The sequence below is a fragment of the Klebsiella michiganensis genome (assembly GCF_002925905.1).
GTDB classification, from domain to species: domain Bacteria; phylum Pseudomonadota; class Gammaproteobacteria; order Enterobacterales; family Enterobacteriaceae; genus Klebsiella; species Klebsiella michiganensis.
In genome coordinates, this window is record NZ_PRDB01000007.1 from 162,799 (window position 1) to 185,616 (window position 22,818).

Sequence of the window (22,818 nt, forward strand, 5' to 3'; positions counted from 1 at the left end):
AATGCTATCTTTCTCGCTCACGGAACAGAGCAGGTGGGTAATGACCAGCATACGCGGAATGATTGAAGCTCAGGTTCTGGGCTTAACCGGCATGGCGCTAAAAGAGATCGATTTTGAACACCCCAAAGGCGAACCGGGGCTATTTGGTCCGCAGTCGGCCATCTGGCAGGTTCATGGCGATTTTACCTCCATGCTCTGCGGCGGCGTCAGCGCGCTGCTGTTACAGATGCTGCATCCTCTGGCGCTGGCGGGCGTCTGGGATCATTCAAACTTCCGCGAAGATATCTTTGGCCGCCTGCGCCGTACCAGCCAGTTTATTTCCGCCACCACCTTTGGTACCACCGCCGACGCCGAACGGCTGATCGCAAAAGTGCAGGGGATCCACCTGCGGGTGAGCGGCAAGGATAAAGACGGCACGCCCTATCAGGCCAGCGACCCGGCGCTGCTCACCTGGGTTCATGTCGCCGAATGCAGCAGCTTTATGGCCTCGCACCTGCGCTACAAGCGGACCGTGGTCAGCGCCGCCCGCCAGGAGCAGTATTATCAGGAGGCCGCCGAAATTGCCCGCCGCCTTGGCGCTCGGGATATCCCGGTAACGCCGCGTCAGGTTGCCGACTACCTGCAGGATATGCGCCCAACGCTGCGCTGCGATGAGCGAACGCAGGAAGTTGCCGACGTCCTGCTATCGACCCGCCTGCCGGGGCGCCTGAGTCAGCCCGTCGGGCGAATGATGATGCGCGCCGGGATTGACCTTCTGCCGCCGTGGGCGCAGGCGATGCTCAATTTGCCGATGAGCGCGCTGCAGCGGCACAGCGCACGAATTGCGGTACACGGCGTCGCCCGCGTACTGCGCGCGTCGGTGCGTAACGGCGCGTATCATTGCGCAATGCGCCGGATGAATCAGTTTTAATTATTCAGGCTGCGTTTTTACGCCAAAAATATAGCCATGGCTATTATTGTCATGGCTATTTTTTTAAAAACAAACTATTCTCATTTATATATTTGACAGCAATAAAAATAAGTAAATATTCTCTTAACGGTGGCGGATTATTCAGGAAAAATTAAGCCAAATCGCGTACGTTATTTCTTTTTTTACGGGGGAGTCATCATGGCGAAAATGACTGACGATGGTCAGCGCGCCCAGGTTGCGCGTAAAACGACGCTGGTCAGCGTGGTGGTCAATCTTTTTTTATCCAGCGCCCAGGTTCTGGCGGGCGTTTTTTCCGGTTCGCAGGGATTAATTGCCGATGGTATTCATTCTCTTTCCGATTTAGTCGCTGATTTCGTCGTGCTGTTGGCCAATAAAAAAAGCGGCAAACCCTCGGATAGCGATCATCACTACGGACACCGGCGCTATGAAAACGGCGCTTCACTGGTGATTGGCGCGCTGCTGTTACTGGTTGGCGCGGGTATGCTGTGGTCCGCCTGCGGCAAACTGCTGCATCCGGCGTCTATCCCGAGCGTGCATATTACCGCTCTGTGGGTGGCGCTCGCCGCGCTGACCGCCAAAGAGATGTTATTCCGCTATATGCTCAGGGCGGCTAAACAAATTCAGTCGTCCATGCTGATTGCCAACGCCTGGCACGCCCGCTCGGATGCCGCGTCGTCGGTGGTGGTCGCGGTCGGCATCATCGGTAACCTGGCCGGCTTCGCCTGGCTCGATCCGGTGGCCGCGCTGGCCGTCGGCGCGCTGGTCACCCGCATGGGCTATACCTTTTCGTATGACGCCCTCCATGACTTGATGGATCGGTCAGTGGATAGCGACAGCGAGCAGCAGATAATCACCACTATTCTGGCAACGCCCGGCGTCGTGGCGCTGCATGACCTGAAAACCCGACGCGCCGGCGATGGGATCCTGGTCGATGTACATATCGAGGTGCCGGGAGATTTATCGGTGGCGGAAGGGCACGATATTGCGCTGTTGGCCCGCGCGCGGGTGCTAAACAGCCAAAACGTGCTGCATATGATGATTCATATTGACCCTTGCCGCGCGGATAGCGACGCGATTATCGCTTAGGTTATTCCCCTGAACGCTTGAGGGCTTTGTCAGCCTGCGGATAATATTGCCTGTGAAATAAAAAAGGACCATAATCCAGCGGCTATTCTTTCATCGCTGATAAATAGCCGGCTGCCGCCGTGTCGTGTTTTTAAACAATATAAAAATGCAATCGGATAATAGAAAGTATCTATTATTCGTTCGAAACTTCAGGAAGTAAAACAATGATTATCCGGCCAGAACAACACTGGTTCCTTCGCTTGTTTGACTGGCACGGCTCCGTGCTGTCAAAAATCGTCTTTCGCCTGCTGCTTAACCTGATGATGTCGATTATCGCGATCATCAGCTATCAATGGTACGAGCAGCTGGGTATCCATCTTACCGTCGCGCCGTTTAGCCTGCTGGGGATCGCCATTGCCATTTTTCTTGGCTTTCGCAATAGCGCCGGATACAACCGCTTTGTTGAAGCGCGCAATTTGTGGGGAACGGTGCTGATTGCCCAGAGAACGCTGGTGCGCCAGCTGAAGAATATCCTGCCGGCCGAAAGCGCAGCCCATCAACGCCTGGTGAGCTACCTGGTGGCGTTTAGCTGGAGCCTGAAGCATCAGCTGCGCAAGACGGATCCGAGCGCCGATTTAGCGCGTCTGCTGCCGGCGCAAAGCGTGGCGGAAATTCTCGCCAGTTCGATGCCAACCAACCGCATTCTGCTGCTGGCAGGCGATGAGCTTGGGCGCCTGCGCGCAGAAGGGAAGATCGGCGATGTCACCTTCAGCCTGATGGACAATAAGCTTGATGAGCTGGGGCACGCCCTGGGCGGCTGTGAGCGCCTCGCCAGCACCCCGGTGCCCTTTGCCTACACGCTCATTTTGCAGCGCACCGTGTATCTGTTCTGTACGCTGCTGCCGTTTGCGCTGGTCGGCGATCTTCACTATATGACGCCGTTCGTGTCGGTGTTTATCTCCTACACCTTTCTGTCGTGGGATTCGCTGGCGGAAGAGCTGGAGGACCCGTTCGGTACCGCTGCCAACGATTTGCCGCTGAACGCGATGTGTAACACCATTGAGCGCAACCTGCTGGATATGACCGGCCAGCATCCCTTACCGGAGAAACTGGCGCCGGACCGCCACTACAATCTGACCTGATTTTTGTATGTTTATTATTCGTTAAATAAGTTAAATCTAACGCGTGATAGATAACATTGATTATACAGCCACCGCCCTGATTGTTATGCTTTCGTTAACAAAAACGCCCGTTATCCTGGCTGGTAACGGGTGATAAGAGATCGTGCGGCGTTTCACCTGCCATACGCCGCCGAAAGCGCATCAGGAGTGAACATGAGTAACAGAAGACGCGTCGTTCCCGGCGTCCATCCCTATGATGGTCCGGCGGGCGGCTGGGGTGCCTTAAAAGCCACCGCTATCGCCGTTCGTACGCAAATGGATGCGCTCGATGCCCCCGCCACGCTGCTGCGGACCAATCAGCCGGATGGCTTTGATTGTCCCGGCTGCGCCTGGCCCGACAAAGAGCATAAATCGACGTTTCAGTTCTGCGAAAACGGCGCCAAAGCGGTGACCTGGGAAGCCACCAGTAAACGGGTCACGGCTGAGTTTCTCGCGGCTAACACCGTGACGTCGCTGCTGGCGCGCAGCGATTTTGAGCTGGAAGGCTACGGGCGCTTAACCCAGCCCCTGGCCTACGATAAGGCCAGCGATACCCTGCGTCCGGTCTCATGGGACGCGGCGTTTACCCACATCGGCGCCATTCTTCGTACGCTGCAGCCCAATGAAGTCGAGTTTTATACCTCCGGGCGCGCCTCTAACGAAGTGGCCTTCCTGTTCCAGCTGTTTGCCCGCGAATATGGCACCAACAACTTTCCGGACTGCTCCAATATGTGCCACGAGTCGACCAGCGTCGGCCTGCCGCAGTCCATCGGCATCGGTAAAGGGACGGTCTCCCTCGATGACTTTGATAAGACCGAGCTGGTTATCTCTATCGGCCACAATCCCGGAACCAACCATCCGCGCATGATGGGCACGCTGCACGAACTGGCGCGCCGGGGGGTGCCGATTATCGTCTTCAACCCGCTAAAAGAGCGGGCGCTGGAGCGTTTCGCCGATCCGCAGAACGTCATTGAGATGGCGACCTACGGCTCAACCAACATCGCGTCGACCTATTTCCAGGTCAAAGCGGGCGGCGACGCGGCGGCGCTTAAGGGTATCGCGAAGGCGCTGCTCCGGCTGGAAGCAGAGCAGGGCGAGGTGCTGGATCGGGCGTTTATCGATGAGCATACGCTGGGCTTTACCGACTTTGCGCAGGATGTGGACGCGACGCCGTGGCCGGATATTGAACGCGAGTCCGGCCTGACGCGCGGCGATCTTGAACGGGTAGCGGCGGCTTACGCTAAATCTAACGCCACGATTATCACCTACGGTATGGGCATCACCCAGCACAATAAGGGCACCTCTAATGTACGCCTGATAGCCGACCTGCTGCTGATGCGCGGGAATATCGGCAAGCCGGGGGCCGGGATCTGCCCGCTGCGCGGACACTCCAACGTACAGGGCAACCGTACCGTCGGCATAACGGAAAAGCCGAGCCCCCCGTTTCTCGCCAACCTGCAGCGGGTGTTTGGTTTTACGCCGCCGCAGGAGCATGGTCACGATGCGGTAAAAGCGCTACAGGCGATGATCGACGGCGAATCGAAAGCGCTGCTCTGCCTTGGCGGGAACTTCGCGGTGGCTATGCCGGATAGCGAACGGGCTTTTCCGGCGATGCGGGGGCTGGATCTGAGCGTGCATATTGGCACCAAGCTGAATCGCTCGCATCTTCTGGTGGCCAATGAGACCTTTATCCTGCCGTGCCTTGGCCGAACCGAACTCGATATTCAGGAGACGGGACGCCAGTCGATCACCGTGGAAGATTCGATGTCGATGGTGCATGCGTCGTCGGGCAAGCTGAAACCCGGTTCGCCAGAGCTGCGATCGGAGCCGGCGATTGTCGCGGGGATGGCCATGGCGACGCTGCCGGAAAGCAACGTTGACTGGCTGTCGCTGGTCGCCGACTACGATCGCATTCGCGATCTGATCGAGCAGACCATTCCCGGCTTTGACCAGTACAACCAGCGTATTCGCCATCCCGGCGGTTTTCGCATGCCGCTGCCGCCGACGGAGCGTATCTGGCCGACGCCGACCGGCAAAGCGATGTTTTCCGTTTTTCACGGGGTGCACGAAAACCAGCAGGTAGCAGGGCATGACGTGATGCGCCTGGTGACGCTGCGCAGCCACGATCAGTACAACACCACCATTTACGCCATGGACGACCGCTACCGCGGCGTGTTTGGCCGTCGCGACGTGTTGTTTATGAACGAGCAGGATATGGCTGAGCAGGGATTCGAACACGGCGATCGGGTGGATATCAGCTCCGCGCTGCCGGGCCACCATCAGCGGTTGGAAGATATCACGCTGGTCGCCTACAGCATCGCGCCGGGCACCGTTGCCGCCTATTACCCCGAAGCCAACGTGCTGGTCCCTCTGGATTATCTCGATAAAGAGAGCGGCACGCCGTCGTATAAATCGGCGCCCGTCCGTTTAACGCTGCGCTCGAAAGAGATCCGCGCGCTGGCGGGGCTTCGCTAAAGCGCCGTTTGCCCGCGGCGATCGTCGCGTCGTGGGCAAAATCGCTACCTCTGCGCCAGAATCAGCTTAATCCCCAGCCCGACAAAACCGGCGGCAAAGCAGGCTCTCAGCCCCTGTAACACCCGCGGACGCGACAGCACGTATCCGCGCATCGCCGCCGAAAAGGCGCCATAGAGCATAAAAACCAGCAGCGTCATCAGCATAAAAACGGCGCTCAGGATCAGCATTTCCCCGATCGGCGAAGCCGAGCCGCGCTGGATAAACTGCGGCAGAAAGGCGAGAAAGAAGAGCGGCAGCTTGGGGTTAAGCAAATTAATCAGAATCGCGTGGCTGATGACCTGGCGCGGGTTGCGTTGCTCGACGCCCTCCACGTTCAGGCTGCCGCGCTGGGTCAGGGTGGCCCATGCGAGGTACAGCAGCCAGGCGACGCCGGCGTACTTCACCAGCTCGAAGGCGCCGGGGGTACTGTGGAGGATAGCCGCCAGCCCGGTTATCGCTGCCAGCATATGCGGAATAATGCCCAGCGTGCAGCCGAAGGCCGCGGCAAAACTCATGCCTCTGCCCGCCGCCAGGCCGGTGGCAATGGTGTAAAGCGTCCCGGTGCCGGGGGCGATGACCACAATCAGCGAAGTCAAAAGAAACTCAGGGGTGATGAACGCCATGATGTCATTCCTGTTGCAGAGAATCGAGGCCCTGAGTATTTCGCAAAGCCGCGCGCCGGTATTGAACAAAATTGCACAGCGTCGGCTAGCGGCTCGCCTGATAGCTGCCTGGGGTCATGGCGAACTGCCTTTGAAACGCGCGGGTCAGATGGCTTTGATCGGCAAAGCCGGCCATGAAGGCGGTATCGGCGGGGGAGTGACCTTCGGCGAGCAGGCGGCGCGCCAGGCGCAGGCGGGCCTGTACCAGATAAGCGTGCGGCGTGATGCCGGTTTCGCGAGCGAAGCCGCGGATCAGCTGAAAGCGGCTGAGACCGCAGAGGGTAGCAAGCTCCTCGAGAGAGATTTTCTCTTCGGGGGCATCATCGAGATATTGCCTGGCCAGCGCGATGGAGGGGGTACCGCTTTTATCAGGCCGCCGTGCGCAGAGATGGTATCGGCTCACCCGCATCAGGCAGAGCAGTAGCGCCTCTTCTACGGCGGTATTCTCGGGGGCGCTGGCGACAATCTCGCTAAACAGCCGCAGCATCAGTCCGCGCAGCTGCGGGTCCTCGACCACCGGGCGCAGGAGAATATCTTCGGCCTTTATCGCCCCCTGAAATTCAGCGGCAACCCGCTCGGGATCGAGATAGATCATCTGCCAGCTGCGCGGGCCATTCAGCGGGATACCGTCGTGCATCTCCCCCGGATTAACCATAATGATATTTCCGGCGGCGGCCTCAATTTTGCCCAGATGGCTCCACGAACGCTGCGCGCCCTGAGTGAAAATCCCGATGCCGAACTGGTCGTGGGAATGGCGCGGAAAACTCTGTTCCGTGACTAACGACATGGCTTCCAGTCCCGGCATGGCGAGCCGGTGCTGCTGAACGTTATGAAGGCAAGTTTTCAACGGTTTCTCCTGCCGGGGCATAGCATGAGTGTAGCCTCAGGCACGCGGGACGAGCAACGATCGACCGGTGCTTGAATTTCATCAACGCAGAACATAACATTTAGCTAACATTTTGCCTGCTGCGCTGCCAGCAGATTGCGCAAACAGTGGATGATAATGGATATTAAACAGCTTAAGTACCTGATTGCGCTCGACAGAACACGACATTTCGGCCAGGCCGCGGCGGCCTGCCATATCACCCAGCCCACGCTATCGATGCGTATCCGCAATCTTGAAGAAGAACTTAATCTGACGCTGATTCAGCGCGGGCAGCGGTTTGAAGGGTTTACCCCAGAGGGCGAGCGTATTCTGGCCTGGGCGCGAGCGCTGCTGGCGGCGCACGACGGGCTGGAGGCGGAGGCGGCTATCTGTCGCGGGCAGATGGTCGGCCAGCTAAGAGTCGGGATGGTGCCTTTAGCCAGCCTGAATCCGATGCAGCTGATTAAGCCGCTGGCGGATAAATACCCGGAGCTGCAGTTCAGTCTGCTGTCCATGACCTCGGAACAGATTATCGACGGCGTTAGCCGCAACCAGCTGGATCTGGGGATCTGCTATCTGCACCACGTCGATAGCCAACTGTTCAACGTGGTCTGGCTGCCGAATACCCGCATGGGGCTGCTGCACGATAGGCGTCATTATCAGTTTGCCGACGCGACGCCTGAGTGGGATACCCTGGCCGCGCTGCCGCTGGGCTTTCTGACCAAGGGCATGTACTACCGTGAATCGATTGAGATGAGCTTTAAGGCCAAGGGGCTGGCGCCAAAATACGTTTTTGAAAGCGACTCCACGTTTCAGATCATCCAGGCGGTGCAGGCCGGGATCTGCTGCGCGATTATGCCGCTGAACAACGGCCTCGAAGCGCTAAGCGATAATCTGGAAATCAGGCCGATCCCCGAGACGGAGGTCGACTCGATGCTGGCGCTGATCATGCGCAACAAAGAGCCGGTGTCGTCGCTGGCGGAAAAATGCTTCGCCGATGCGCAGGTGATTTTTAGCGAACGCCAGTCGGCTGACGGCGCTTAGCTGGCCATCTGCGACTGGATAAATTCAAGCCAGACGCGCGTTCTGGCGGGCATAAAGTGGCGCTCCCGATAGAGGGCGGAGAGCTGTAACGGCGCCGGCGGCAGCTCCAGCGTGACTTCCTGGAGTTCACCGCGATCGATAAACGGGCGGCAGGGTTTCTCCCCCAGAATAGCGAAGCCAACGCCGGCAAGCGCGGCATGCAGCGCCATTTCGCCGCTGTTGACGCGATAGTGCACGTTGACGTTAACCTTTTTAAAGCTACCGTCCGCCGCGGCAAATTGCCAGGCTTGCCCCGCGAGGGCGCTGACGGTGGTAATGCAGGGCTGCGCGGTTAATTGCTCGCTGTGTGTCGGCATACCCGTTCTGGCAATCAGCTGCGGAGAAGCAACCACGCAGCAGGGAAACGAAAAGAGCGGGCGCGCAATGACGCTGGCGTCTTCCATTTTGCCGCGGGTGATAATCACCGCAATATCCACATCCTCTTTTAACACCTCCATTCCCGCCAGATTCGTGGTACAGCTGACGATTATTTTTGGGTAGCGCATGGCAAATTGCGCCATCAGCGGCGCAAACAGCTAGGGGCCAATTTCGTTCGGAAGACACAGGCGTAGCGGCCCTTCGGGTTCGGCCTGCTGCTGCGTCAGTTCAGCTTCCGTAGCGGCAAGTTGCTCCAGCACCGGGCGCATACTGGCGAGCAGCGTCTGACCGGCAGGGGTCAGCTTCATGTGCCGGGTACTGCGCTGTATCAGGCGCAGCTGAAGGCTCTCCTCAAGCTGCGAAATCTGTCGGCTCACGTTCGATGAGGGCATCTGCAGCGCTTTTGCTCCGGCGCGAAAGGAGCCATTTTCCGCCACGGTGACGAAGACCCGCAGGGCGTTGAGATCCAATTTTTTCACTCTCGATTATCCCGATTTTGATAATTAACAACGTCATTTTTACCGTCTTATGCCCGGTTTTGCCAGACGCTAGACTCTCCGCATTACATAGTCAGGAGTCTTACATGCCCGGATATCTGGTACGAATAACGTTGATCGTGGCCTTTGTTCAATTCATCAACGCCCTTGAATATATGATTTTTAATCCCTTATTTACCTGGATGGCGCCGACGTTTCAGGTGCCGGTAAGCCAGGCGGGTTACGTCACCGGCGTTTATACGCTGGCTTCCGTCATTGCTGGGGTAAGCGTCTGGCGATGGGTCGGTAACGTTAAACCGCGGCGCTTTTTGCTCTGCAATATGGCCCTGTTGGGGGGATTAACGATGATGACGCTGACCACCACCCGTTTTGACGGATTGTTGTTCTGGCGTTTTCTTGCCGGTCTGGTTGGCGGGACCACAATGGGCGTGGGCAGCAGCCTGTTAGTCAACATTATGCCGCCGCATCTGCGCCCGCGGGCATTGGCCTCCACGATTGCCGCATTCTCGCTGGTCAGTATTGTCGGTATGCCGACGATGCTATTTCTCAGTGCAAAAATCGGCTGGCAGATAGCCCCCGCGACGATCGGCGGACTCTGCTTAATCGCGTTACCGCTGATACAACTGGCGCTGCCGGAGCAACCCATCGAGGCGAGCCGTCAGGCGGGTTTGCGCTGGTCGTCATCGGTGCTGTTTTACGCCTCCGGCAACGCGCTCGCGCAGTTCAGTCCGATGTTAATCATTCCGCTGCTGGTACCGTTACTGACGGTGAAAATGGGGGCCAGCGGCGATGAATTGCCGTGGCTCTTTTTCGGCGGAGGCGTGGCCGGACTATGCGCAACTAAACTCACCGGCAAGCTATGCCAGCATTACAGCGGCTACCGCATCAGCCTGCTGGCCAGTCTGCTGTTTATACTGAGCCTGAGCATCGCTTTTACCTGCAACCGCGGCGGCGCACTGTTTATGGTGCTGTTTCTGGCCGCCGCCTACTGTCGTCTGGTGGCCTCATCGGCTGTGGCAATGCGTTTTCCAGCGGATAGCGCCAGGTCCGGGTTTACGCTTTTACAGAATACCCTGATGTCATTAAGTACGGCAGCGGCCTTTCTGCTTTCGTCGTGGGTGCTCTCGGTTGACGGCAACGGCGAGCGGGCGATGCAGGGGATATTGCTGCTCTGCGCCCTGAGCGCATTGCCGCTGCCGTGGCTGCTGCGGGTTCAGGAGAAAAGATTAGCCACGCGCGCCGCCGGCTAACCCGGCGGCGGCTACCATCAAATATTCTCCAGGCTGATCCCGCGAGTTTTCGGACCAAAGATGCCCACCGACAGCATCACCATCAGCATGCTGGCGACGATAAAGCTAATCACGCCTGGGGTACCGGCGTATTGCAAAATAATGCCGATCAAAATGCTGGTGATCGCCGTCGACAGCCGGCTAAAGGAGTAGCAGAAGCCGACCGCCCGCGCGCGAATGTGGGTCGGGAAAACTTCGGCCTGGTAGGCGTGATAGCTAATGGTCAGCCAGGCGTTTGACCAGGTGATCATAAACCCACAGATCACCAGCAGCACCGGGCTGTTCTGCAGGGCAAACAGGGTGCCAAACACCACCGTCATCAGCGCGGAAAGCACAATTTGCCATTTGTTTTCAAAACGATGAACGAAGCGGGTGCAGAACAGACAGCCAATCGGATAGGCGAGGGTAATAAAGAACGCATACAGCAGGCTGTGGGTGATGCTCGCCCCCTGGCCGGAAAGCAGGGCCGGTAGCCAGTTGCCGAAGCCAAAGAAGCCGATGGCCTGGAAGAAGTTCATTACCATCAGCATGATCGTACGTTTGCGGTACTGCGGCGCCCAGATCGCTTTAAAGCTTCCCAGCCTGCGCGGGTTATCCTGCCTCTCAACCTGGTGGCGTGGCGAGGGAGAAACGCCGCAGCGCTGTTCCATTTCGCACATCACCTTATGGGCTTCCTCGTGGCGGCCTTTTTCATCCAGCCAGCGCGCCGACTCCGGCAGCTTCTTGCGGATAACCCAGATAATCAGCGAACAGAGCGCGCCGAAGATGATCACCCAGCGCCAGCCGGTCAGGCCGAAAAGGGTAATCGGCACCAGCAGCCACGACATCAGCGCCACGGCGGGAACCGATAAAAACTGAATAAAGAAGGCGAAAGCGAAGGCTTTATTGCGCAGATGCGTCGGCACCCATTCGCTTAAATAGGTGTCGATGGTCACCAGCTCAATGCCGAGACCGACGCCGACCAGAAAGCGGCAGAAGATAACCCCTTCAGCGCTGCTTTGCAGGGCCATCATCAGCGAAAATACGCCGTACCAGGCGAGGGCAAACATAAACGTCAGGCGGCGGCCCAGCTTATCCGCCAGCGGCGCAAGCAGGCTGGCGCCAATAAACAGCCCCATAAAGGTGGACGACGCGAAGGCGGCCTGGTCGGAGATACCGAAGATACCCTGCTCGCCGGTATGGAAAATATCCTCTGCCAGCAGCCCGGTGCTGATATAGCCGGTCTGAAAAAGATCGTACAGCTCGAAGAAGCCGCCCAGCGCCAGGAGGGTGATAAAAGACCACAGGCCAACGGAGGCGGGGAGCGCATCGATGCGAGCGGTCAGGCTGGAGTGGGGATGTCCTGGGGAGGCGAACGCGGCGTCGCCCAGAACCTGGGTGGTAGACATATTATTATTTTCCTCAGATAAAATGTTTGCCTGCTAATGTTATTTGATTGTTAATGGTTTTAAATTTTTAATCGCATCGGGGGAGAGAGATTTGCAGAATAAAATAATGCCAATGTGGTTTGGCTGGCGTTGTGTGCTGGTTTTCGCCTGTGGCCCGGCCGCAGAGTGAAGGAATTCACCATCGGGCCGCCAAGTTTGACCTGAAATAAATTTAAGATAACGAGAGATTGTTGCGCTCAGGTTATTCACCTACATTCAAAGCGAGTACTCCCACTCAGGAAAAAATCATGTCCAGTAAGAAAGTCCTACAGGCAGCGCTGGCCGCGGCGCTTTCGCTGTCAATGATGGCCACGCCGGTTTTCGCCAACCCGGGTAATGGCAACGGCGGCGGTAATCATGGTAATAGCGGTAACCATGGCAATAACGGTAACAACGGCAATAGCGGTAAAAACAACGTTGATAAGGGCAACCAGGGTCATAAAGAAGGAAATCCGGGGCAGAGAAAAAACTACGGCAAACCCGATCATGTCTCCGCTGATATCAGCTTCTCCAGAGCGCGTTCGCTGGCGGTAAACTACGGTTTAACCGGCTATCAGTCGCTGCCGCCGGGAATCGCCAAAAATCTGGCTCGCGGTAAACCCTTACCTCCGGGGATTGCAAAAAAAGCGGTTCCGGCATCGATGCTCAACGAACTGCCTTACTATCCTGGCTATGAATGGCGCGTGGTGGGCCAGGATTTAGTGCTGATCGCGCTGAGTACGGCGATCGTGACGTCGATAATTAATGGCGTCTTTGACTAGTGAATTAACCCCGGTTCGCGCCGGGGTTAATCCTGACGGGCAGGCTTAGCGCATTAAGGTCATTCTAAACAAATCGTCACTAAAGCGAGATTTTAACTTTACTCAAATAATTGAATGACTATAATGAGCACAAATTCACACAGGAGAAATATGTTGGACAGTCACCCTTACTTAAACATCAAGGCAAGCTGACGCTATTTTTTCTGCGCTGCTTGCCAACCGGCGGGCAGCAATCTCCTCATCCAGACGATTGCATCCCATAAAAAATAACGCAGCATGGCTGCGAGGATAATCGTCATGTTCATGTTTAAAAATACATTATTTCCTCCACCGTCAACGCGACGTTAATCGCCTCTCTGGCGACAATTTGTCGTGTGCTTAATAAAGCACGTAGTTAATTCTTCCAGCAAAAATGGAGGAAGCTATGTTGATGTTTCCTTATATCGCAAATTTACTCGCCGCGATGCTGTTGGGCGCGCTGATTGGCGCCGAAAGACAGTGGCGTCAGCGGATGGCTGGCCTGCGCACCAATGCGCTGGTCGCCACCGGCGCGGCGGTTTTTATTCTGAGCTCTATCTCCACATCGCCGGATAGTCCGGGACGTATTGCCGCGCAGGTGGTTTCCGGAATTGGTTTTCTCGGCGCCGGGGTCATCATGCGGGAAGGCATGAACGTGCGCGGCCTGAATACCGCGGCAACCCTGTGGTGCTCTGCGGCGATTGGCGTACTGTGTGGCTTAGGCCAGTTCTGGCAAGCGGCGGCGGCAACGCTGATCATCCTGTGCGCCAATATTCTACTGCGCGAAGCGGCGCAGAGAATTAATCAGATCCCCGGCGCGACAGAAGAAGAAAAATGCTACGTCCTGAATATTATCTGTCATAGCGAACATGAAAACGCGATTCGTCAGCTATTGCTTAATATCAGTAAAGATATGACGCTCAGCTTGCAGGGGCTGGTGTCGATAGCAGCAAAAGAACAAGGACATAAAGAAATCCGCATCGAACTGGTTGGTAATACCGACTCCCGCAAAGCGCGAGATCTTATTATGTCAAGAATTGGCGGTGACGAAAACATTACGTCAGTGCGCTGGTGCGTCGAGGGGAGTTAGCCTCCCTGATATTCTACTCTGGCAATGATTTATCTAAGGAGGGAATGATGGATATTCCCAGGCAATTAAAGTAATAAGCGTTTAATAACGTAAAAATGAATTATGCATAAGTCAATTATGCAGGGATAACGACGTCTTAAATTTGAGGAATAATCATGACTGACATGAAAATAGAAAACCGGAAAATAAACCGGTCTGCGTCAGAAAATGATAAGCAGCATAAAAAAAGCTTCGCCATTGAAACCGAGGCATTTAACAGCCCGGATCATACGCTGGCGCGGCTCAACAGCAGCCGTCAGGGGCTCACCACCGAAGATGCCCTTGAACGGCTGAATGAATATGGCCGCAATGAAGTCGCGCACGAGCAGGCGCCGCCGGCGCTAATCCAGCTTTTGCAGGCATTCAATAACCCGTTTATCTATGTCCTGATGGCGCTGGCCGCCGTCAGCTTCGTGACCGATTACTGGCTACCGCTGCGTAACGGCGAAGAGACCGATCTGACCGGGATTATCATTATCGTCACGATGGTCAGCCTGAGCGGGTTATTGCGTTTCTGGCAGGAGTTTCGCACCAACAAAGCGGCGCAGGCGCTGAAATCCATGGTTCGCACCACGGCGACGGTACTGCGTCGCGGTCCTGGTAACATGGGGCCAGCGCAGGAGGAGATTGCCATTGAGGAACTGGTGCCCGGTGACATCATCTTCCTGGCTGCGGGGGATCTGGTTCCGGCGGATGTCCGCCTGCTGGAGTCCCGGGACCTGTTCGTCAGCCAGTCGATACTTAGCGGCGAATCGCTGCCGGTGGAAAAGTATGACGTTCTGGCCAGCGTGTCCGGCAAAGGGTGCGACAGGCTTCCCGAGCCGAACAAAGATAAAAGCCTGCTGGAGATGGGCAATATCTGTCTGATGGGCACCAACGTGACCAGCGGCAGGGCGCAGGCGGTGGTGGTGGCTACCGGAAACCGCACCTGGTTTGGTTCGCTGGCGAAGTCCATTGTCGGTACGCGCACCCAGACGGCGTTCGACCGTGGGGTAAACAGCGTCAGCTGGCTGCTGATCCGTTTTATGCTGGTGATGGTGCCGATTGTGCTGCTGATTAACGGCTTCAGCAAAGGAGACTGGGTTGAGGCATCGCTGTTTGCCCTGGCGGTCGCGGTGGGCCTGACGCCGGAAATGCTGCCGATGATCGTCAGCTCAAACCTGGCGAAAGGCGCTATCGCCATGTCGCGGCGCAAAGTGATCGTCAAGCGGCTGAACGCTATTCAGAACTTTGGCGCCATGGACGTGCTGTGCACCGATAAAACCGGCACGCTGACGCAGGACAATATCATTCTTGAGCATCATCTTGACGTCAGCGGCAGCGAGAGCGACCGGGTGCTGACGCTGGCGTGGCTCAACAGCAGCAGCCAGAGCGGGGCGCGCAACCTGATGGACCGGGCGGTGCTGCGCTTTGGCGAGGGGCGGATTGCGCCAGCGACCAAAGAGCGCTTCGTAAAGCTTGATGAACTGCCGTTTGATTTTGTCCGCCGTCGGGTCTCGGTGTCGGTGGAAGATGTCCGCCACGGCGATAAAAGCCTGATCTGCAAAGGCGCGGTCGAAGAGATGCTGATGGTGGCCACGCATCTGCGCGAAGGCGACCGCGTGGTTGCGCTGGATGAAACCCGCCGCGATCTGCTGTTAGCCAAAACGCAGGATTACAACGCCCAGGGTTTCCGCGTGCTGCTGGTCGCGACCCGCAAGCTGGATGACTCCGCCCTGACAACCCCGCTGTGCGCCGCGGATGAGCAGGGGCTGACGGTCGAAGGGATGCTGACCTTCCTCGATCCGCCGAAGGAGAGCGCGGGAAAAGCGATTACCGCGCTGCGCGATAACGGCGTGGCGGTCAAAGTGTTGACCGGCGATAACCCGGTGGTCACGGCGCGTATTTGCCTGGAAGTGGGGATTGATGCCCACGGTATCCTGACCGGCGCACAGATTGAAGCGATGACGGATAACGAACTGGAGCGCGAAGTGGAAACGCGTTCGGTATTCGCCAAACTGACGCCGCTGCAGAAGTCGCGCATCCTGAAAACGCTGCAGAAAAACGGCCACACCGTCGGCTTCCTCGGCGATGGCATCAACGATGCGCCGGCGCTGCGCGATGCGGACGTCGGTATTTCCGTCGACAGCGCGGCGGATATCGCCAAAGAGGCATCCGATATCATCCTGCTGGAAAAGGATTTGATGGTGCTGGAAGAAGGGGTGATCAAAGGGCGTGAGACCTTTGGCAATATCATTAAGTACCTGAATATGACCGCCAGCTCTAACTTCGGCAACGTCTTCTCGGTACTGGTGGCCAGCGCGTTTATTCCGTTTCTGCCGATGCTGGCGATTCATCTGCTGATCCAGAACCTGATGTACGATCTCTCTCAGCTCTCGCTGCCGTGGGACAAGATGGATAAGGAATTCCTGCGTAAGCCGCGCAAGTGGGATGCGAAAAATATCGGCCGCTTTATGCTGTGGATTGGCCCGACGTCGTCCATTTTTGATATCACCACCTTCGCGCTGATGTGGTACGTGTTTGCGGCGAATCACGTTGAAGCCCAAGCGCTGTTCCAGTCCGGGTGGTTTATTGAAGGGCTGCTGTCGCAAACGCTGGTGGTGCATATGCTGAGAACGCAGAAAATTCCGTTTATCCAGAGTCGGGCGACGTTGCCGGTGCTGCTCACCACCGCGGTCATTATGGCGATGGGCATCTACATTCCGTTCTCGCCGCTGGGGGCGATGGTCGGGCTGGAGCCGCTGCCGCTGAGCTACTTCCCGTGGCTGATCGCGACGCTGCTCAGCTACTGCCTGGTCGCGCAGGGCATGAAGCGTTTCTATATCAAACGCTTTGGTCAGTGGTTCTGATGATAAGGAGGCGCAGAGATGAATCGTTCTCCGGACACCCTCATCGCGCTGATATTTTTCCTGGTGGGTCTGCTGGTGCTGTTGCTGGCTATCTGGCAAATCCTGTTCTGAAAAAGGGGGCGCGATGCGCAGAGGATCGCTGGATAAAGTCTTTATTCAGGTGGCGATTATTGCGGCCATCATTATTCTGCTGACAATCTGGATTAGATAAGAGGAGCCCGGGCCATTGGCCCGGGTTTAGCATTTCTGCCGGGGAAAGGATTACAGATCGAAGCGGTCGAGGTTCATCACCTTGGTCCATGCGGCAACGAAGTCATTCACGAACTTCTGCCGCGCATCGCTGCAGGCATACACTTCAGCCAGGGCGCGCAGGACGGAGTTGGAGCCAAACACCAGGTCAACGCGGGTCGCGGTATATTTCTCTTCGCCGCTTTTACGGTCGCGGCCGATAAACAGCTCAGCGTGCTCGTCAGCGGCTTTCCAGACGGTCCCCATATCGAGCAGGTTAGCGAAGAAATCATTGCTCAACACCCCCACGCGGTCGGTGAACACGCCGTGTCGGCTGCCGTCGAAGTTCGCGCCCAGCACGCGCAGACCGCCCACCAGTACCGTCATTTCCGGCGCCGTCAGCGTTAACTGCTGCGCTTTATCAATCAGCAGCGTTTCGGTGGAGATGCCGCCGCCAACGCGACGATAGTTGCGGAAACCATCGGCCAGCGGCTGCAGCAGATCCATCGCTTCCACATCGGTCTGATCCTGACGCGCATCGACGCGGCCAGGGGCGAAGGGAACGCTAACCTGAACGCCCGCCGCCGCGGCAGCCTGCTCAATGCCCACCACGCCGGCCAGAACGATAATATCGGCCAGCGACGCTTTACCGGATGCCTGCTGAATCCCCTGCAGGGTCGGCAGCACGCGGGACGCGATGGCGTTTACCGGCCAGGATTTCTGCGGTTCCAGCGCCAGACGCGCGCCGTTGGCGCCGCCGCGTTTATCGCCGCCGCGGAAGGTGGAGGCCGATGCCCAGGCAACGGAAACCAGCTCGCTGACCGAAAGGCCGGCGTCGGCAATAGCGGTTTTCAGCGTCGCGATATCCTCTGCGGTTGGGGTGTGGACCGCCGCCGGTAGCGGATCTTGCCAGATCAGATCTTCTTTCGGCACTTCCGGGCCCATGTAGCGGGACTTCGGCCCCATATCGCGGTGGATAAGTTTAAACCATGCGCGGGCAAAGGCTTCGTTAAAGGCCTGCGGGTCGTTAAGGAAGCGGCGGGAAATCTTGTCGAACTCCGGGTCGAAGCGCAGCGTCAGGTCGGTGACCAGCATGGTCGGCTTGCGTTTTTTCTCCGGATTAAACGGGTCTGGAATAATTTCCGGGCCGTCTTTCGCTTCGAACTGAATCGCGCCTGCCGGGCTGCGGGTTTGCACCCACTCATATTTGTACAGGTTTTCGAAGAAGTAGTTGCTCCACTGGGTCGGCGTTTGCGTCCAGACCACTTCCAGACCGGAGGTGATCGCGTCGGCGCCCGCGCCGCTGCCGTAGCTGTTCGCCCAGCCGAGTCCCTGCGCTTCAATCGGCGCCGCTTCCGGCTCTGCGCCAACGTGGCTGGTCACCGCGGAACCGTGGGTTTTGCCCAGCGTATGACCGCCGGCGATCAGCGCGACGATCTCTTCATCATTCATTGCCATATTGCCGAAGGTCGCGCGAATCGCGGAGGCGGCGGAGAGCGGGTCGCCGCTGGCGTTGGGGCCTTCAGGGTTGACGTAAATCAGCCCCATTTCGGTCGCGCCAATGGCCTGCTGATTCAGGCTTTCCGGATGACGATGGGCCAGCCATTCGGTTTCGTTACCCCAGTCGACGTCCAGATCCGGTTCCCAAACGTCTTCACGACCGGCACCGAAGCCAAACGTACGGAAACCGGCATTTTCCAGCGCCACGTTGCCTGCCAGCATATAGAGGTCGGCCCAGGAGATTTTTTGCCCGTATTTTTGTTTTACCGGCCACAGCAGGCGACGGGCTTTGTCGAGGCTGACGTTATCCGGCCAGGAGTTGAGCGGTGCGAAACGCTGCTGGCCGCGGCCCGCGCCGCCGCGCCCGTCAACGGTACGATAGGTACCGGCGCCGTGCCACGCCATACGAATAAACAGCCCGATATAGCTACCCCAGTCCGCTGGCCACCACTCCTGAGAATCGGTGAGCAGGGCGCGCAGATCGGCCTTCAGGGCCGAGTAGTCGAGCTTCTTAAACTCTTCGCGGTAGTTAAAGTGTTCGCCCAGCGGGTTTGAACGATTGGAGTGCTGATTCAGCAGATCCACCCGTAGTTGATTTGGCCACCAGTCGCGGTTGCCGGTGCCACCGCCCGCGCTCTGGGTGGGCGTCGCCGTCTCGGCGTGGAAAGGGCATTTCCCTGCCGACGGGGTATTCGAAGGATCGTTTGACGTGCTCATATCAGGCTCCGTTTGCTTTTGTGAATGCCATTACGATATACACTGCTACCAATAAGCGATATTTGAATGAGTCTACGGATTTAATAGTTATTTCCGTTCAATGCCTTTGTAAAAACCGAACATATATCATTGTTCAATGATTGATTGTTCAGTATTGACTCAACCACAATAGTCGTAACATACGCGTAAAGGAATCGTTAAGACATCATCCCCGCCAGCGAAGACCGATTGTTTGAGTTACGACAATTTTAGTGCGTAAAACGGCTTAGCGCTGCCAGTATAAAGGCGTACCAAAAACGTCGATAAAATAGTCTATTACCGCACGTACGTTTAACGAAGGATGACGGGCGTGAGGGTAGATCGCCGACACCGGCGAGGGGCTGCTGCCGATCGCCGCGCTGTAGTGAGGCATCAGCTGAACCAGCCTTCCAGCCCCCATGGCTTCATTGACCATCCAATCGGGAAAGAGCACCACCCCCATGCCTCCCAGCGCAGCGGTCAGCAGCGCATCGGCGTTATTTGATGCCAGCCGCGGCGTTTGCGGATAGTGAACCCATTCTCCCTCCGCGAGGCGGAACAGCCAGCGGTTAGGTCCATTTGAACCGCTGTAGACCAGCGTGCTGTGATGGCAAAGATCTTCCGGTTTCTCCGGCGTGCCGCAGCGCTGCAGATAGTCCGGAGCCGCAACCAGATAGTGATGCTGCATACCCAGTACTCTGGCATGAACGCTGGAGTCCGGCAGGCTGCCGATGCGGAAAATCAGGTCGGTCGCTTCGCGGTGCGGATCGATAAAATCATCGGTCAGCGCCAGCGCAATTTGCATCTGTGGATAGCGCTGCGTCAGCCCCGGCAGCCACGGCGCGATATGGCGCTGGCCAAAATAGACCGGGGCGTTGATCCGCACCAGTCCACCCGGCTCAAGACGACGGTCCTGCAGGTCGCGCCTGGCAACGCTGAACCGTTCGCCGAGCCCTCTGGCATGTTCGGCAAACAGGCGTCCCGCTTCGGTGGGAACCACCGCCCGGGTATTACGATAAAAGAGCTGCTGGCCGAGCGCATCCTCAAGCTGGTGAATGACGCGCGACACCATCGAGGGCGAAACGCCTTCCCGCCTCGCCACCACGGAGAAACTCTGGCTGTCATAGACGGCGATAAACAGCTGTAGCGCCCGAAAATTTACATTACCCGCATCGCTCATTAATGCAATATCCGCAAAAGTGTTTCCCTGATTGTATCGTTTTTCACATTACTTCGCTGCTTTATGCTCTGCCACCCAATCAATAATCGGATATCAACGATGCAGTTATTACTTATTTTTCTTGTGATTGCCGGCGGCATGGGGTTATCCGTGGAAGCCGGACTACTCGGGCCGCTTGCCGGTCAGGTAGGGGACCTGTGGGCCACCTTCAGCATTTTTAGCGTCGGGAGCGCGCTAACCTTTCTGCTGATGCTGCTGTTTGGCCCCAGGCAGGGTCCCTCGTTCTTCTCCTTACCGGGCTGGCAGCTTACCGGGGGCGTACTGGGGCCCATTTACGTCGTCATCTTAACCATTGCCGTACCGGTTATCGGTATCGCCATGACGATGATCGGCATTCTGGCCGGTCAGGTATGCAAAAGCCTGCTGATTGACCACTACGGTCTGTTTGGTTCGGCAAAACGTAAAATCGATGGACGGCGGGTTATCGCGCTGCTGTTTATCATCGTCGCCCTGATTCTGATCGCCACAAGCTGAGGAGTTAACATGAGTAGCATAATGATTTTGCTGGCGCTGGTCGGCGGCGCGATGCTGAGTATGCAGGCGGCGATTAATGGCCGTTTGGGCAGCCAGGTGGGCGTATTTCGCAGCGCGTTTCTCACGTTTGCGATGGGCGCCTTGATCACGGCGCTGCTGATTTTTTATTTTGCCCCCCATCAGTCGACAACGCTGCTGGATGTGCCGAAATGGCAGCTGCTGGGCGCATTTTGCGGGGTTCCCTATATCGTAATTATGGTGGTGGCGGTGCAGCGTATCGGTACCGCGACGGCCACGGTGGCGGTGATTTTTGGCCAACTGGCCATGAGTCTGCTGATCGATAATTTTGGCTGGCTGGGTAACGACGCCATTGCCTTTTCAGCGGGGCGGCTGGGGGCCATCGTCTGTCTGGGGCTGGCGCTGTTCTTTATTTACCGCTCCAGCGCGGCGGCAAAAGCTGAAGATAAGGAGAGTTAGCCCACCTGTTCAGGTGAGTTGTCGCGCATCGCCAACCGCGGTCATACTGTTCGTCACCCTGTGACTGGCGCTTTAGACAGGAACTGTCGGGGAGCATGGGGATCGCCGCCGCGCGCCTGGGCATCACATCACTTTACCGGAGATACGCTATGCCTGAGATACCGTCGCTGCTGACCTTCGCGCTTGTTGCCCTTGGCCTGGTATTGACCCCGGGGCCGAATATGATCTATCTGATTTCGCGCTCGATTTGCCAGGGAAGAAGGGCCGGACTGGTCTCCCTCGGCGGGGTGGCGCTGGGGTTTGTGTTTTATATGCTGTGCGCCGCTTTCGGTATTACCGCACTGATCTTCGCCGTTCCCTACGCTTACGACGCGTTGCGCATCAGCGGCGTGGTCTATCTGCTTTATCTGGCCTGGCAGGCGGTGAAGCCCGGCGGGCGCTCGGTCTTTGCGGTGCGCGACCTGCCTGCCGATAGCGGCCGTAAGCTGTTTATGATGGGCTTTATTACTAACCTGGCGAACCCTAAAATCGCCATCATGTATCTCTCACTGCTGCCGCAGTTTATCTCTCCCGGACACGGCAGCATCCTTGCGCAGTCGCTGGTGCTGGGAGGGACGCAGGCGCTCATTAGCGTAGCGGTTAATGCGCTGATTGTGGTGATGGCCGGGCAGGTGTCGCTGTTTCTCGCGGGGCGCCCGTTATGGCAGCAGTTTCAGCGCTGGCTGATGGCGACGGTGCTGGCGGGGATGGCGGTGAAAATTGCCTTCGAGGCGCGGAAGTAATCGCTGCGCCCGGCGGTGCTACGCTGCCGGGCGCAGGGGAATGGCTTTAGGCCCCTGGCCCTATCAGCTGTGAGCGGATCGTCGCCTCCGGCATCATCTCCAGCAGGCCGTTGCTCAGCATCTCTCCCGCCTCCTGCAGCGCGCTAAGCGGCATTTCCGGCAGGCTTTCAAGAATAAACCACATCCGCGGACTCTCCACGCTCAGACGAGTACGTACTCCCTGTCGCCAGTTCCAGCGTCGGCAGGTCACGCCGCGATCGTCGCCCCAGACCACTTCTCCCGCATCGGGATATTCGTGAACGATCTGCCCCTCTTTGACGGTATCGAACGGTTCGCTGCCGTCCGCGAGCTTGAGGTGCGGGGCGCCAACGTAAGCCGCCAGGTTTTCGCCGCCGACCGGCACGGCGTAGCGCAGGCTCACCGCATTATAGAGATCGACGATGGGATCGATCGCAGCCATCTCGCCATCGCGCAGCACCCGCCTGCGCAAGGCTTCCGCCGAGCAGGGCGTCCGCTTGGGTTTTGCGCCAAAGGCGCGGAATACCTCGTTCCAGGCCTGCAGGTGCGCCTCCGCCCACTGCGGCTCGCCGGCGATAACCGCCTGGCAGGCGGAGCGGAGCGCATCGGACCCGACCAGGGGGGCGCGTACGGCGGCGGAAACGACATCAATGCTCAGGGCGCGAAAGCCGGGGGCCAGCGCGGAGACCTGCGGGCTGATTGACGGTAATACGCTATTCATTGGATAATCCTGTAA

20 protein-coding genes, 1 pseudogene and 1 riboswitch are annotated in these 22,818 nt (G+C 57.6%); of the genes and pseudogenes, 14 read left to right on the plus strand and 7 right to left on the minus strand.

Annotation, left to right across the window (positions count from 1 at the left end):
- Positions 1 to 40 precede the first annotated feature (40 nt).
- From CDA56_RS16920 to CDA56_RS16935, 4 genes are all read left to right on the plus strand, one after another.
- Complete coding sequence (locus CDA56_RS16920; RefSeq protein WP_025108268.1) at positions 41 to 910, plus strand: oxygenase MpaB family protein; 870 nt, start codon at positions 41 to 43, stop codon at positions 908 to 910.
- A gap of 198 nt (positions 911 to 1,108) precedes the next feature.
- Positions 1,109 to 2,017: a cation diffusion facilitator family transporter gene (locus tag CDA56_RS16925; protein WP_038424484.1), complete on the plus strand. Its 909-nt coding sequence runs from the start codon at positions 1,109 to 1,111 to the stop codon at positions 2,015 to 2,017.
- 203 nt (positions 2,018 to 2,220) lie between these two features.
- Complete coding sequence (locus CDA56_RS16930; protein ID WP_014229301.1) at positions 2,221 to 3,138, plus strand: bestrophin family protein; 918 nt, start codon at positions 2,221 to 2,223, stop codon at positions 3,136 to 3,138.
- A gap of 192 nt (positions 3,139 to 3,330) precedes the next feature.
- Positions 3,331 to 5,631, plus strand: a complete 2,301-nt coding sequence (locus CDA56_RS16935; protein ID WP_102802865.1) for an FdhF/YdeP family oxidoreductase — start codon at positions 3,331 to 3,333, stop codon at positions 5,629 to 5,631.
- 44 nt (positions 5,632 to 5,675) lie between these two features.
- On the opposite strand, the gene CDA56_RS16940 is transcribed toward CDA56_RS16935, so the two are convergent.
- Together CDA56_RS16940 and CDA56_RS16945 are read right to left on the minus strand one after the other, a co-directional pair.
- A complete protein-coding gene (locus CDA56_RS16940) occupies positions 5,676 to 6,293 on the minus strand; it encodes a LysE family translocator (RefSeq protein ID WP_014229303.1) in 618 nt (205 codons plus the stop codon).
- Between the two features lie 85 nt (positions 6,294 to 6,378).
- The gene (locus tag CDA56_RS16945; protein ID WP_103814502.1) at positions 6,379 to 7,179 is read right to left on the minus strand and encodes an AraC family transcriptional regulator; all 801 of its coding nucleotides are present in this window, start codon (positions 7,177 to 7,179) and stop codon (positions 6,379 to 6,381) included.
- A 156-nt stretch (positions 7,180 to 7,335) separates the two neighbouring features.
- Here CDA56_RS16945 and CDA56_RS16950 point away from each other — a divergent pair, with 156 nt between their 5' ends.
- Positions 7,336 to 8,241, plus strand: a complete 906-nt coding sequence (locus tag CDA56_RS16950) for a LysR family transcriptional regulator (protein ID WP_014229305.1) — start codon at positions 7,336 to 7,338, stop codon at positions 8,239 to 8,241.
- On the opposite strand, the pseudogene CDA56_RS16955 reads toward CDA56_RS16950, so the two are convergent.
- Positions 8,238 to 9,137 (minus strand): annotated as a pseudogene (locus CDA56_RS16955) (LysR family transcriptional regulator). The gene CDA56_RS16950 and the pseudogene CDA56_RS16955 sit on opposite strands and share 4 nt — an antisense overlap.
- A 104-nt stretch (positions 9,138 to 9,241) precedes the next feature.
- On the opposite strand from CDA56_RS16955, the gene CDA56_RS16960 reads away from it, so the two are divergent.
- A complete protein-coding gene (locus CDA56_RS16960) occupies positions 9,242 to 10,405 on the plus strand; it encodes an MFS transporter (RefSeq protein WP_102802867.1) in 1,164 nt (387 codons plus the stop codon).
- Between the two features lie 17 nt (positions 10,406 to 10,422).
- Here CDA56_RS16960 and CDA56_RS16965 read toward each other — a convergent pair whose 3' ends face one another.
- Positions 10,423 to 11,832, minus strand: a complete 1,410-nt coding sequence (locus tag CDA56_RS16965) for an MFS transporter (protein WP_025108275.1) — start codon at positions 11,830 to 11,832, stop codon at positions 10,423 to 10,425.
- A gap of 287 nt (positions 11,833 to 12,119) precedes the next feature.
- Between CDA56_RS16965 and CDA56_RS16970 the strand changes: the two genes are divergently transcribed.
- The 5 genes from CDA56_RS16970 (at position 12,120) to mgtU (ending at position 16,839) form a co-directional block, all read left to right on the plus strand.
- The gene (locus tag CDA56_RS16970; protein ID WP_048263050.1) at positions 12,120 to 12,632 is read left to right on the plus strand and encodes an anti-virulence regulator CigR family protein; all 513 of its coding nucleotides are present in this window, start codon (positions 12,120 to 12,122) and stop codon (positions 12,630 to 12,632) included.
- Between the two features lie 412 nt (positions 12,633 to 13,044).
- Positions 13,045 to 13,740: an MgtC family protein gene (locus CDA56_RS16975; protein WP_064374954.1), complete on the plus strand. Its 696-nt coding sequence runs from the start codon at positions 13,045 to 13,047 to the stop codon at positions 13,738 to 13,740.
- A gap of 155 nt (positions 13,741 to 13,895) precedes the next feature.
- Positions 13,896 to 16,628 carry a magnesium-translocating P-type ATPase gene (gene mgtA / locus CDA56_RS16980; protein ID WP_025108278.1) on the plus strand — a complete coding sequence of 911 codons (2,733 nt, stop codon included), beginning with the start codon at positions 13,896 to 13,898 and terminating at the stop codon, positions 16,626 to 16,628.
- An 18-nt stretch (positions 16,629 to 16,646) separates the two neighbouring features.
- On the plus strand, positions 16,647 to 16,739 hold the full coding sequence (gene mgtR / locus CDA56_RS16985; protein WP_014229313.1) for a protein MgtR: 93 nt from the start codon (positions 16,647 to 16,649) through the stop codon (positions 16,737 to 16,739).
- A 13-nt stretch (positions 16,740 to 16,752) separates the two neighbouring features.
- Complete coding sequence (gene mgtU, locus CDA56_RS31510; protein WP_251009858.1) at positions 16,753 to 16,839, plus strand: magnesium transporter protection protein MgtU; 87 nt, start codon at positions 16,753 to 16,755, stop codon at positions 16,837 to 16,839.
- A gap of 50 nt (positions 16,840 to 16,889) precedes the next feature.
- Here the strand turns inward: mgtU and katG are convergent, their stop codons facing one another.
- Positions 16,890 to 19,073, minus strand: a complete 2,184-nt coding sequence (gene katG, locus CDA56_RS16990) for a catalase/peroxidase HPI (RefSeq protein WP_014838449.1) — start codon at positions 19,071 to 19,073, stop codon at positions 16,890 to 16,892.
- A 265-nt stretch (positions 19,074 to 19,338) separates the two neighbouring features.
- Positions 19,339 to 20,271 (minus strand): LysR family transcriptional regulator, encoded by a 933-nt coding sequence (locus CDA56_RS16995; RefSeq protein WP_064374955.1) that lies wholly within the window; start codon positions 20,269 to 20,271, stop codon positions 19,339 to 19,341.
- 99 nt (positions 20,272 to 20,370) lie between these two features.
- Here CDA56_RS16995 and CDA56_RS17000 point away from each other — a divergent pair, with 99 nt between their 5' ends.
- The 3 genes from CDA56_RS17000 to CDA56_RS17010 all read left to right on the plus strand — a co-directional run bounded on the left by CDA56_RS17000 (position 20,371) and on the right by CDA56_RS17010 (position 22,064).
- The gene (locus tag CDA56_RS17000) at positions 20,371 to 20,805 is read left to right on the plus strand and encodes a DMT family transporter (protein ID WP_004850792.1); all 435 of its coding nucleotides are present in this window, start codon (positions 20,371 to 20,373) and stop codon (positions 20,803 to 20,805) included.
- 9 nt (positions 20,806 to 20,814) lie between these two features.
- A complete protein-coding gene (locus CDA56_RS17005; protein WP_064374956.1) occupies positions 20,815 to 21,282 on the plus strand; it encodes a DMT family transporter in 468 nt (155 codons plus the stop codon).
- A gap of 50 nt (positions 21,283 to 21,332) precedes the next feature.
- A riboswitch (ZMP/ZTP riboswitch) is annotated at positions 21,333 to 21,411 on the plus strand.
- Positions 21,412 to 21,431: 20 nt separating this feature from the next.
- Positions 21,432 to 22,064 (plus strand): LysE family translocator, encoded by a 633-nt coding sequence (locus CDA56_RS17010; RefSeq protein WP_014229317.1) that lies wholly within the window; start codon positions 21,432 to 21,434, stop codon positions 22,062 to 22,064.
- Between the two features lie 46 nt (positions 22,065 to 22,110).
- On the opposite strand, the gene CDA56_RS17015 is transcribed toward CDA56_RS17010, so the two are convergent.
- Positions 22,111 to 22,803, minus strand: coding sequence for a B3/B4 domain-containing protein (locus tag CDA56_RS17015; protein ID WP_014229318.1), 693 nt, complete (start codon positions 22,801 to 22,803; stop codon positions 22,111 to 22,113).
- Positions 22,804 to 22,818 lie beyond the last annotated feature (15 nt).

Excerpts from the sequence above, each read along its gene's own strand:
- CDA56_RS16920 (WP_025108268.1), top strand. The coding sequence starts at position 41 with ATGACCAGCATACGCGGAATGATTGAAGCTCAGGTTCTGGGCTTAACC.
- CDA56_RS16925 (WP_038424484.1), top strand. The coding sequence starts at position 1,109 with ATGGCGAAAATGACTGACGATGGTCAGCGCGCCCAGGTTGCGCGTAAA.
- CDA56_RS16930 (WP_014229301.1), top strand. The coding sequence starts at position 2,221 with ATGATTATCCGGCCAGAACAACACTGGTTCCTTCGCTTGTTTGACTGG.
- CDA56_RS16935 (WP_102802865.1), top strand. The coding sequence starts at position 3,331 with ATGAGTAACAGAAGACGCGTCGTTCCCGGCGTCCATCCCTATGATGGT.
- CDA56_RS16940 (WP_014229303.1), bottom strand. The coding sequence starts at position 6,293 with ATGGCGTTCATCACCCCTGAGTTTCTTTTGACTTCGCTGATTGTGGTC.
- CDA56_RS16950 (WP_014229305.1), top strand. The coding sequence starts at position 7,336 with ATGGATATTAAACAGCTTAAGTACCTGATTGCGCTCGACAGAACACGA.
- CDA56_RS16960 (WP_102802867.1), top strand. The coding sequence starts at position 9,242 with ATGCCCGGATATCTGGTACGAATAACGTTGATCGTGGCCTTTGTTCAA.
- CDA56_RS16965 (WP_025108275.1), bottom strand. The coding sequence starts at position 11,832 with ATGTCTACCACCCAGGTTCTGGGCGACGCCGCGTTCGCCTCCCCAGGA.
- CDA56_RS16970 (WP_048263050.1), top strand. The coding sequence starts at position 12,120 with ATGTCCAGTAAGAAAGTCCTACAGGCAGCGCTGGCCGCGGCGCTTTCG.
- CDA56_RS16975 (WP_064374954.1), top strand. The coding sequence starts at position 13,045 with ATGGAGGAAGCTATGTTGATGTTTCCTTATATCGCAAATTTACTCGCC.
- mgtA (WP_025108278.1), top strand. The coding sequence starts at position 13,896 with ATGACTGACATGAAAATAGAAAACCGGAAAATAAACCGGTCTGCGTCA.
- mgtR (WP_014229313.1), top strand. The coding sequence starts at position 16,647 with ATGAATCGTTCTCCGGACACCCTCATCGCGCTGATATTTTTCCTGGTG.
- mgtU (WP_251009858.1), top strand. The coding sequence starts at position 16,753 with ATGCGCAGAGGATCGCTGGATAAAGTCTTTATTCAGGTGGCGATTATT.
- katG (WP_014838449.1), bottom strand. The coding sequence starts at position 19,073 with ATGAGCACGTCAAACGATCCTTCGAATACCCCGTCGGCAGGGAAATGC.
- CDA56_RS16995 (WP_064374955.1), bottom strand. The coding sequence starts at position 20,271 with ATGAGCGATGCGGGTAATGTAAATTTTCGGGCGCTACAGCTGTTTATC.
- CDA56_RS17000 (WP_004850792.1), top strand. The coding sequence starts at position 20,371 with ATGCAGTTATTACTTATTTTTCTTGTGATTGCCGGCGGCATGGGGTTA.
- CDA56_RS17005 (WP_064374956.1), top strand. The coding sequence starts at position 20,815 with ATGAGTAGCATAATGATTTTGCTGGCGCTGGTCGGCGGCGCGATGCTG.
- CDA56_RS17010 (WP_014229317.1), top strand. The coding sequence starts at position 21,432 with ATGCCTGAGATACCGTCGCTGCTGACCTTCGCGCTTGTTGCCCTTGGC.
- CDA56_RS17015 (WP_014229318.1), bottom strand. The coding sequence starts at position 22,803 with ATGAATAGCGTATTACCGTCAATCAGCCCGCAGGTCTCCGCGCTGGCC.